Origin of the sequence: Deinococcus pimensis DSM 21231 (assembly GCF_000519345.1) — a bacterium.
Taxonomy (GTDB): Bacteria; Deinococcota; Deinococci; order Deinococcales; family Deinococcaceae; genus Deinococcus_A; species Deinococcus_A pimensis.
The window spans coordinates 4678-14829 of the sequence record NZ_KI912652.1; the positions used below are offsets into that span (position 1 = coordinate 4678).

Sequence of the window (10152 nt, forward strand, 5' to 3'; positions counted from 1 at the left end):
GCGCGGCACGTGCCGGGCCGCGCGAACCTGCTGTACGCCCTGTCGGCCGTCGTGACGTGTGCGCGGGCGTACGGGCTCGCGGCGCTCGACGGGGTGCATCTCGACCTCGCGGACGAGGCGGGCCTGCGCGCGGCCTGCCTTCAGGGCCGTGATCTCGGCTTCGACGGCAAGACGCTGATCCACCCGTCGCAGGTGGGCGTCGCGAACGAGGTGTTCGCGCCCGCCGCGTGGGAGGTGGCGCGGGCGCGCGCCCTGCTGGACGCGTGGGAAGCGGCGCGTGCCGACGGGCGGTCGGTGGCGGTGTTCGAGGGGCGGCTGGTGGAGCACCTGCACGCGAGCGAGGCTCGCGAGCTGCTGGAGACGGCGCGTTCCCTCGACCTCAGCTGATCCCAACAATCGTTCGTTCATGAGCCCTGCGTTCCCGCCTGCTTCATCGCCCCGCCGAGGTGATCCTCAGACAGCGGGACTCTACTGAGAACGCAGGCCAACCAAAAGCGCCCGCCCTGCCACCTCGCGGGCGCGGGCCGCGAAGGAGGACGTATGACGAACCGTGATTACGACCGCGACGACCGCTACGACCGTATGGACGACCGTGACCGCATGCGCTCGGGCCGTGACATGTCCATGTCCGGCAACCGTGACGACGATCGCGACCGCTCCATGGGCGGTCGCGATCGCTCTTACGGCGGCTACGACGACGGGCGCGGCTCCGGCATGGAACGCTCCGACCGCGGGTACGGCTACAGCAGCATGGCCCCCGGCGGCAACGGCCTCGACAACTCCTACCGGCGCGGCCTCGGCGGCATGGGCGAGTACAACCCCGGCGACCGCGGCTACGGCCAGGGCATGGGCGGCATGGACCGCGACATGGGCAACATGGAACGCGACCGCTACGGGCGCGGCAGCACCATGCGCGGCGGCGACATGAGCGGACGCGACACCTACGGCATGGGCTCGGGCTACGGCAACGAGAACCGCGGCATGGGCATGGGCGGCGGGTCCTACGGCCAGCAGGGCGGCTCCTACGGCATCGGCAGCAGCGAGGGCTACGGCTCGCAGGGCTACGGACAACAGTCCTACGGCCAGCAGGGTCAGGGCGGGTCCTACGGTCAGGGCTCCTCCTACGGTTCCTCCTCGTACGGCTCGCAGGGCGGCATGGGCACCATGGGCTCGGGCAGCCAGGGCTACGGCATGGGTTCGGGCAGCTCGCAGGGCGGCATGGGGTACGGCATGGGCATGGGCGGCCAGTCCTCCGGCTCCTCGTACGGCTCCCAGTCGTACGGCTCGCAGTCGGGCATGAGCGGCAGCCAGAGCTCCTCCGGCCAGCACTACGGACGCGGCCCGAAGAACTACCAGCGCAGCGACGACCGCATCCGCGAGGAGATCAACGAGCAGCTCACCTACCACCACGACATCGACGCGACCGACATCGACGTGATGGTCCAGAACGGCGAGGTCACCCTCACCGGCACCGTCGGCGACCGCCGCATGAAGCGCATGGCCGAGGACGTCGCCGAGCAGATCCGCGGCGTGCGCGACGTGCACAACCAGATCCGCGTCCAGCAGGGCATGGGCGGCATGAGCGGCATGAGCGGCGGTTCGCAGACCATCGTCGCGACGCCCGACACCAGCCACGACGTCACCACCAGCGGCACCATGGGCGGCCTGTCGGGCAGCGCGAGCGGCGGCAGCAGCACGAGCGGCATGAGCGGCTCGACCAGTGGCTCGATGGGCACCACCACCGGCAGCACGTCGAGCGGCACCTCCATGGGCAACAGCAGCGGTACGGGCGGCAGCCTGTCGAGCGACCGCGACGACAGCAACCGCTGAGCGTCCCCCGCCACACCTCACCCCACATTCCCACGGCGGACGGAACGCGCGGCGTTCCGTCCGCCCCTGCCGCGACCTCCCCGACCGGCGCCCCACAGGAGGCCTCATGATTCTGGAGACCATCAGGACCGAGGGACTCGCGGCCCTGTCCTACTTCCTCGCCGACACGGTGGAGGGTGTTGCCGCCGTCATCGACCCGCGCCGCGACGTCGGCGTGTACCTCGACCTCGCCCGCGCGCACGGCGTCCGCATCACGGACGTGTTCGACACGCACGTCCACGCGGACTACCTCTCCGGCGCGCGCGAACTGTGCACCCTCACGAACGCCGCCGTGCACGTGGGACCCGGCGCGGGCCTCGGCTTCGACGCGCGCGAGCACGCCGACGGGGACCTCGTGCGGCTCGGCGCGTTCACGTTGCGGGTGCTGCACACGCCCGGCCACTCCCCCGAACACGTCAGCCTCGTCCTCTCCAGCGGCGGGCACGGCGCGGAGGGCGAGTGGGCCGTCTTCACGGGCGACACGCTCCTCAACGGCGAGGTGGGCCGTCCCGACCTCGCCGAGAGCGTCGACGCCGAGCAGGGCGCGCGGCAGCTCTTCTCGTCGCTGCGCAGACTCCTCGCGCTCGACGACGGCCTGCTGGTGTACCCCGCGCACGGGCACGGCTCGCCCTGCGGTGGACGCATCGGCGTGCGGGACCTCACCACGATCGGGTACGAACGCGTCCACAACCCGCTGCTCTCCGTGGAGGACGAGGCGGAATTCACGGCGCGGCTCCTCGCGGGCCTGCCGCCGCAGCCCGTCTACTACGCCCGCGTGAAGGACCTCAACACGCGCGGCCCCGGCTACCTCGGCACGCGCCCACAGGTGCCCTGGCTCGATCCACGCGACTTCTCGGAAGCCATCCGGCACGAGAACGCCGTCGTCCTCGACACCCGCGAGATCGAGGCGTGGGCCGACGCGCACGTCGAGGGCAGCCTCAACATCGCCCTGCGCGACGCGTTCCCCATCTGGGCGGGCTGGATGCTCGCGCCCCGCCACGACCTCTACGTCATCCTCGACAGCCCCGACCACGAACGTCTCGTGGAGGAGCACCTCACGCGGCTCGGCCTCGAAGGGGTCTGCGGCTACCTGCGCGGCGGCATGCGCGCCTGGGTGGAGGCGGGCCTCCCCATCCGCAGCAGCCACCCCATGAGCGTCCACGACCTGAGAAGCGCCCTCGACGCGGAGGACGACCTACAACTCCTCGACGTGCGCCGCGACGACGAGTGGCAGGGCGGGCACCTGCCGCGCGCCCGGCACGCCTTCCTCGGGCGGCTCTGGCAGGACCTGCCCGGCCTGAGCCTCGACCCCGAGCGGCCCCTCGCGGTGTACTGCGGCAGCGGCTACCGCAGCAGCATGGCCGCCAGCCTGCTCGAACGGCAGGGCTTCCGGGAGGTCTACAACGTCCTCGGAAGCGTCACCGCCTGGCGGGCCGCCGGATACCCCCTCGAAGGGCAGGAGACGGAGCCCGCGCGGGCGTAAAGACGACTCCGTGAGCAGGTCGGGCCGGGCGGTCCGGCCTGCTCACGTGTGGTGATGCCCTGCCCGGAATCCAGGAGAGAGTAGGGTGAGGGTGCAGTTTCGTATCTCAAGGAAGCAGAGTTTTGAATTTTATTGCCTTTTCTGTCGCGATCATTTTATTTGGTCGGCAGTGGATCTTCGATCGACTGAACGACACGAAGTACATCCTGGCCATCGTGAGCCAGGGACTCCAAATGCCTATCTTCTTTTCCGCGCTCAACAAGGCGGGAACGAAGGTGACGGCCATCGTCGCCAACTCCGTGGCGGCTCAACTCGGCGGAGAACGCGCCGTGGCAGGCGTACAGGCGGCCGAGGTCGCACTCAGCGCCTTCGTGAGCCTATTCGCCGGAGCCCTCTCCGACGCGACGCCCGCGCGGGTGGCGTTGCTCAGCAGCAACGTGATCATGGCCCTCGTCACGGGATTGATGGTCGTGGCTCCGGTCGCCTGGTTTTCCAGCATCTGGGCCGTCTACAACCTGTTTTCGCCGTTCGCCGCGATCGTCATGTCGCGGGTCTTTAAAGTCGAACTTCAGGAGATCACCTTGAAGGTGATCCAGCGGGAATTCGAGGATCGAATGATCGCGCGCGGACGACACGCGCCTCAACTGGAGCGGAGAGACATGAACGGCGACGTGCCCAGAAGGCAGCCTCTTCTCGATCTCATCCGCCTCCACGACGCGGAGCAGACCATCATGTCCAATGCGGACGTCCTCTCCCTCGAAGGGAAGGTCTCCGCGGCGGGACAGAGCGGTCGAGACCTGGCCGACTACCTCTTCCAGGTGATCGGCACGATCCTCGGAGGTGTGTTCTTCGCCTGGATCGGCAAGAGCGCCGTCGTGATAGACATGACCACGTTTCTGATCGTGGCCGTCTCCGTTCTGATTCTTGCCGAGGCAAGCACCGGGAATATCCGGCCTGCGCGGGACTGGTTTCGTGGATTCCCGCCGGCATTCCGAGTCATCGTCGGACATCCGTCCGCGTGGCTCATCTTCGCCTTGGGGCTCCTCTGGGGAGGAAGCACGCTGCTTCACATCTTCTGGGCCGTGCCCTTCGTGGGCATAGCTTACGCCGCGAGTTTCGCCCAGACCGGGCAGGTCATCGGAAACATGCTGGCCGCCGTCCTCACCCAGCGGATGAGCGACATTCGCAGGCTCGACGGCGGGTTCAGAATCGAGTCCTTCGCGGTGGCGGGGCTCTTCATTGCCATCGTGGCGAACCTCGTTCCGGCCGTGGCGTCCAGCGTGGCCGAGATCACGGCCCTCAACGCGATTCTGCTCTTCGGATGCTTCGTGCTCGCTGGGTTCGGATCGGCGCTGTCCTGGACGGCCCTCACCATCCAGATCGTCCAGCTGGACGAGGTCGAGGAACGTTCCGGCACCATTCAGGCGTTGTTCAAGATGCTGAACTCGCTGACGCAGGCGGTCGTGAAGCCTGTGTTCAGCAATACGGTGCCGGGCCTGAACACATTCGGTCAGGGCTCGCTCTTCTCTGGAATGCTGGTGGTGATGGCGCTTATCGCCTTCTTCGACATCGTCCGTCGATAAGCCTGTAGCCACACAATGAACAAGACCGGACGTCCGCCTTCGGACATCCGGTCTTTCCTTTGCCGTGCCTCAGGCCAGAGCACCCTTGAGCTGGCGCTCCACCTCCGCGACGGCGAGGAGGGCGTGCTCGCGCCCGTTCTCGATGAACACCTGGTTCGTGCGGCCCGCGAAGCCTGCCGAGCCCACCACGAACAGGCCCGGCACGCTCGACTCGTAGTGCTCGCTCAGGACAAGGCACTCGTCCTCGTGCCGGGCGAGCCCGAGGTCCGCGAGGAACTCCAGGCTGGGTTTGTACCCCGTCAGGACGAAGGTGAAGTCCGTCGGGAGGTCGAAGGTGGTGCCGTCCGCGCGCTGCACGACCGCGCGGTCCTCGTGGATCTCCACGACGCGGCTCTCGAAGTGCGCGCGGATGCTGCCCGCCTTGATGCGGTTCTCCAGGTCGGGCTTCACCCAGTACTTCACGGTGGGCTTGAGGTGCGGGGCGCGCACGACCATCGTGACGTTCGCGCCGCCGCGCCACAGGTCGAGGGCGGCGTCGGCGGCGCTGTTGCCCGCGCCGACGATGGTCACGTTCAGGTTCCAGAAGGGGTGCGCCTCGGTGTAGTAGTGGCTGACGTTCTCCGCGTCCTCGCCGGGGATGCCGAGGGGCACGGGATGGTCGTAGTAGCCGGTCGCGACCATCACGCGGCGGGCCTCCACCACGCCGTCCGAGCCGTCCTTGCGGTTGACCTCCAGCGTGAACCCGGCGGGGGCGCGGTACACGCGCGTCACCTCGGTGTACTGCTCGATGTTCAGGTTCTCCCGGGCCGCCACGAGGCGGTAGTACGAGAGGGCCTCCTTGCGGTCGGGCTTCTCCCGCAGCGTCACGAAGGGGTGACCGCCGATCTCGAGTTCCGGCGAGGTCGTGAAGAAGGTCATGTAGGTCGGGTAGTCGAAGATGGCGTTCACGACGCAGCCCTTCTCCAGCACCACGTAGCTCAGGCCCGCCCGCTTGGCGGCGATGGCGGCCGCGAGTCCCACGGGGCCGCCTCCGATGATCGCGACGTCGTACATCACGCCGAGGAGGCTAGCACGCGCGGGCGGGCGCAACCGTGACGCGTTCCCGCGCCCCGAACGCGCGTTAGAATCACCTTGCCATGACCACCTACCGCACCGAGACGGACACCATGGGCGCGCAGCAGGTGCCCACCGACCGTTACTGGGGCGCGCAGACGCAGCGCTCCATCCAGAACTTCCCCATCGGCGTGGACCGCTTCCGCTTCACGCGGCCCGTCATCCGCGCGCTCGGCATCCTCAAGAAGGGCGCCGCGCAGGCCAACGCGGACCTCGGCGAGCTCCCGCGGGACATCGCGGACCTCATCACCCGCGCCGCCGACGAGGTCATCGCGGGCGCCCTCGACGACCACTTCCCCCTCGTGGTGTTCCAGACGGGCTCCGGCACGCAGAGCAACATGAACGCGAACGAGGTCATCTCCAACCGCGCCATCGAACTCGCCGGCGGCGAGATGGGCAGCAAGAAGCCCGTCCACCCCAACGACCACGTCAACCGCGGCCAGAGCAGCAACGACACCTTCCCGACCGCCATGCACATCGCCGTCGTGGAGGAACTGCACGGCAAGCTCTTCCCGAGCGTCGGGAAGCTGCGCGACACGCTCGCCGCGAAGGCCGCGCAGTACGCGGACGTCGTGAAGGTGGGCCGCACGCACCTGCAGGACGCGACGCCCATCACGCTCGGGCAGGAGATCGGCGGCTGGGTCGCGCAGATCGACTACTGCCTCGGCGAGGTGCGTCACGCCCTCACCGGCCTCCACGAGCTCGCGATCGGCGGGACCGCCGTCGGGACGGGCCTCAACGCGCACCCGCGCTTCGGTGACCTCGCCGCCGAGAAGTTCGCGCAGGAGACCGGCCTGCCCTTCGTGAGCGCGGGGAACAAGTTCGCGGCCCTCAGCGCGCACGACGCGCTCGTGCAGACCAGCGCGGCCCTGCGCACCCTCGCGGGCGCCCTGATGAAGATGGCGAACGACGTGCGCTGGCTCGCGTCGGGTCCCCGCAACGGCATCGGCGAGCTCATCATTCCCGAGAACGAGCCCGGCAGCAGCATCATGCCCGGCAAGGTCAACCCCACCCAGAGCGAGGCCCTCACGATGGTCGCGGTTCAGGTCTTCGGCAACGACGCCGCCGTCGCCTTCGCGGGCAGTCAGGGCAACTTCCAGCTCAACGTGTTCAAGCCCGTGATGGTCCACAACGTCCTGGAGAGCATCCAGCTCCTGTCGGACGCCTGCGTGGCCTTCAACGACAACTGCGCCGTCGGCATCGAGCCGAACCTGCCGCGCATCGAGGAGAACCTCGGCAAGAACCTCATGCAGGTCACGGCCCTCAACCGCCACATCGGCTACGACAGGGCCGCCGCCATCGCGAAGAAGGCCCACAAGGAGGGCACCACGCTGCGCGAGGCGGCCCTCGCGCTCGGCTACCTCACCGAGGAGGAGTTCGAGCGGTGGGTCGTGCCGATGGACATGACGCACCCCAGCGCGTAACCGAACGCGAGGAGAGGAGAGGCGCCCCGGGAATGGGGCGCCTCTTCCTTCACGCTCGGTCGTCCAGCCACTCGCGTCCGTCGGACGGTTCGAGTCCCTCGGAGATGTCGCTGTCGAGCAGAGGGTCCGGGGAGCGGCGGTGCTCCCCGGCGGCGACCCGGTAGCCCTCGATCAGGTCGAGGTCCCGCAGGACCTCCACGGCGCGGACGAGGACGGCGTCGAGGTGCGCGAGGCCGTGGGTTTCGCGGTACTCCTCGGCCCAGCGCAGCGACGCTTCCGGCAGGCTGATCTCCAGATGGACCACGCGGTGGGGCATCAGTCGAAGATCTCCCCGATGGACCCGCCGGACGAGTGGCTCCCGCCGGAGCGCTCCAGCTCCTCGTAGGGCTGCACGACGACGAAGCCGTCGCCCTGGAAGACCATCTGGTACGTCTCCCCGCCGCCCCGCCCGAAGATCGAGCGCAGGCTCGAATCCACCCGCAGCTGCGGTTGCAGGCGGTCGCTCCAGCCGATCGTGGCGTTGGGGTCGGTGAAGACGGGCTCGTTCGGGGTGACGCGCAGCGTGAGCGGCTTGCCGTGCGACACGATCGCCACGTGCCCGCTTCCGCGCACGCGCACGCTGAAGAGGCCGCCCGCCATCATGCCCGCCACGCGGCGCATCATGGTGATCTCGTGCTGCACGCTGTCCTCGAACGCGAGCAGGCTGCTGCCGTTCACGTTGAACGCGTCCCCCGCGAGACGGATGACGGTGATCTCCTTGCCCTGGTCGGCGAGGTAGCACACGCCCTGTCCCTCGATCTTCGCGAGGGGCTCCATCTCCTTGCTCACGGCGCGCACGAGGGCCTTCATGATGCCGCCCTCCAGCATGCCCTCGCGGCGGAAGCTGAGGTTGCCCTTGAAGGCCACCATCGCGCCGAGCTTGCTCCACACGCGGCCGCGCACCTTCACCTCCAGCATCTTGGAGTTCTCCAGCTCGAACACGTCGCCGGGACGGTCGGCCTCCCGCGTCCGGTTCACGAACTGGTCCACCGTGTACGTCGGCTCGTTGCCGATGGCGCCGGAGACGCTTCCCGCGCCCGAGCCGGACCAGCCGGAGGGCGACGGGGAGGGAGAGACGGACGGCGAGGGCGGCGGGACGGCCCCGGGACTGGAGAAGGAGCCGGTGGACGTGCCGCTCGCGGGCGGCGGGGGTGTCACGGGCGGTGCGGACGGCGCGGCGGGCGCGGCGGGCGACGAGACGGCCTCGCCGCCGAACGACTCCAGCAGGGCCTGCAGCCCCCCGGAGAAGCCCTGCCCCACATGGGAGACCCGCCACTCGCCGGAGTGCTGGTACACCTCCGCGAGCATCACGGCGCGCTCCTGCGCGAAGTCCCGTCCCGAGAGCGTCACCGTGGCGCGCGGCGAGCCGTCCCCGAGGGTCAGCGTGAGCGTCCCGAGCCGCGAGAAGGGCTGGTCGTCGTGCGTCGCGACGAACACGAGCCGCCGCACGCCCGCCGGGAGCCGCGACAGGTCCACCCGGAAGGTGCTGGTGTTCCCCGACGAGGACAGCACGATCTCGTCCGCCGGGCTGCGCAGCTGGTTGTAGAACACGAAGTACCGGTCGTCCTGGAGCCTGCGGTCCTCGCTGAGGCCGAGGACGCTCACGTCCGCGCCCGGCAGGTCGTGCGTCACCGTGACGTTCAGGACGGGACCGAGGTTCAGGTCCGCCAGCTTGCGCTTCTCTCCTCGCTGCAGTTGGGTCATGTCGTTCGTCCTCCGCTCGTGGCCCTCGTGGGCCCACGCTCTCACAGTACGCGTTCGGCCCGCCGGGGTTCCTGCGGCACAATGGTCCGCATGGACCCGTACATCCGCAACCTGCGCGCCAAGATCGGCCACGACCTCGTCAAGGCGCCCGCCGCGGGCGTCGTCGTCCGCGACGAGGGGGGCCGCGTGCTGCTCGTCCGCCGCGCCGACGACGGCACCTGGGGCATCCCGGGCGGCTGGGCCGGCCCGGGCGAGAACGTCACCCTCACCGCCGTGCGCGAGGCGCGCGAGGAGACCGGCTGGGACGTGGAGATCACCGGCCTGCTCGGCGTGTACAGCGAACCCGAGCACATGCGCCTCACCTACCCGAACGGGGACATGGCGGAGTTCGTGAACGTCATCTTCGAGGGCCGCGCCGTCACGCATCACGGCGGCTTCGACGACGAGACGCTGGAGGTCCGCTTCTTCGCGCCCGAGGAACTGCCCGAGATCCGCGCGACGGACGCGTGGCCCGTGCGCGATGCCGTCTCGGACGCGCCCAGGCCCTTCGTGCGCTGAGCTGCGCGGGGGCGTGTTACAACGGGCGCATGCCCCACGTCCTCGCCCTCGACCAGGGAACCACGTCGTCGCGCGCCATCGTCTTCGATGCGGGGGGCGCCGTCGTGGCGACCGCGCAGAAGGAGTTCACGCAGCACTTCCCCAGCCCCGGCCTCGTGGAGCACGACGCGGAGGAGATCTGGGCGTCCGTCGCGGGCGTCGCGCAGGAGGCCGTGTCCCGCGCGGGCCTGCGCGCCTCGGACCTCGCGGCGATCGGCATCACGAACCAGCGCGAGACGGTGGTGCTGTGGGACCGCGCGACGGGCCGCCCGGTGCACCGCGCGCTCGTCTGGCAGGACCGCCGCACCGCCCCCATGTGCGACGAGCTCCGCGCGGCCGG

General features: G+C 69.5%; 10 protein-coding genes and 1 pseudogene. 7 read left to right on the top strand and 4 right to left on the bottom strand.

Annotation, left to right across the window (positions count from 1 at the left end; all coding sequences use genetic code 11):
- The 4 genes from DEIPI_RS31245 to DEIPI_RS0114270 form a co-directional block, all read left to right on the top strand.
- On the top strand, positions 1–387 hold a 387-nt coding region (locus DEIPI_RS31245), incomplete at its 5' end, for an aldolase/citrate lyase family protein (protein ID WP_045234361.1).
- Positions 388–540: 153 nt separating this feature from the next.
- A complete protein-coding gene (locus DEIPI_RS0114260; RefSeq protein ID WP_027482206.1) occupies positions 541–1830 on the top strand; it encodes a BON domain-containing protein in 1290 nt (429 codons plus the stop codon).
- 106 nt (positions 1831–1936) lie between these two features.
- Positions 1937–3352 carry an MBL fold metallo-hydrolase gene (locus DEIPI_RS0114265; RefSeq protein WP_027482207.1) on the top strand — a complete coding sequence of 472 codons (1416 nt, stop codon included), beginning with the start codon at positions 1937–1939 and terminating at the stop codon, positions 3350–3352.
- Positions 3353–3474: 122 nt separating this feature from the next.
- Complete coding sequence (locus DEIPI_RS0114270; protein WP_027482208.1) at positions 3475–4935, top strand: MFS transporter; 1461 nt, start codon at positions 3475–3477, stop codon at positions 4933–4935.
- Positions 4936–5004: 69 nt separating this feature from the next.
- On the opposite strand, the gene DEIPI_RS0114275 is transcribed toward DEIPI_RS0114270, so the two are convergent.
- On the bottom strand, positions 5005–5988 hold the full coding sequence (locus tag DEIPI_RS0114275; RefSeq protein ID WP_027482209.1) for a YpdA family putative bacillithiol disulfide reductase: 984 nt from the start codon (positions 5986–5988) through the stop codon (positions 5005–5007).
- 83 nt (positions 5989–6071) lie between these two features.
- On the opposite strand from DEIPI_RS0114275, the gene fumC reads away from it, so the two are divergent.
- Positions 6072–7472, top strand: a complete 1401-nt coding sequence (gene fumC, locus DEIPI_RS0114280; protein ID WP_027482210.1) for a class II fumarate hydratase — start codon at positions 6072–6074, stop codon at positions 7470–7472.
- Positions 7473–7521: 49 nt separating this feature from the next.
- Here fumC and DEIPI_RS0114285 read toward each other — a convergent pair whose 3' ends face one another.
- The 3 genes and pseudogenes from DEIPI_RS0114285 to DEIPI_RS41495 form a co-directional block, all read right to left on the bottom strand.
- Positions 7522–7788, bottom strand: coding sequence for a hypothetical protein (locus tag DEIPI_RS0114285; RefSeq protein ID WP_045234362.1), 267 nt, complete (start codon positions 7786–7788; stop codon positions 7522–7524).
- Positions 7788–8525, bottom strand: a complete 738-nt coding sequence (locus tag DEIPI_RS41490) for an AIM24 family protein (protein ID WP_027482211.1) — start codon at positions 8523–8525, stop codon at positions 7788–7790. The genes DEIPI_RS0114285 and DEIPI_RS41490 overlap by 1 nt, the downstream gene beginning before the upstream one ends.
- Positions 8526–8735: 210 nt before the next feature.
- Positions 8736–9215: pseudogene (locus DEIPI_RS41495) on the bottom strand (TerD family protein); the annotation flags it as partial.
- Between the two features lie 90 nt (positions 9216–9305).
- Here DEIPI_RS41495 and DEIPI_RS0114295 point away from each other — a divergent pair.
- Entirely contained in the window at positions 9306–9773 is a 468-nt protein-coding gene (locus DEIPI_RS0114295; protein ID WP_027482212.1) for an NUDIX domain-containing protein, read from the top strand.
- 29 nt (positions 9774–9802) lie between these two features.
- Positions 9803–10152 (top strand): FGGY family carbohydrate kinase (locus DEIPI_RS31250; protein WP_045234364.1); only part of this gene is annotated, 350 nt, incomplete at its 3' end.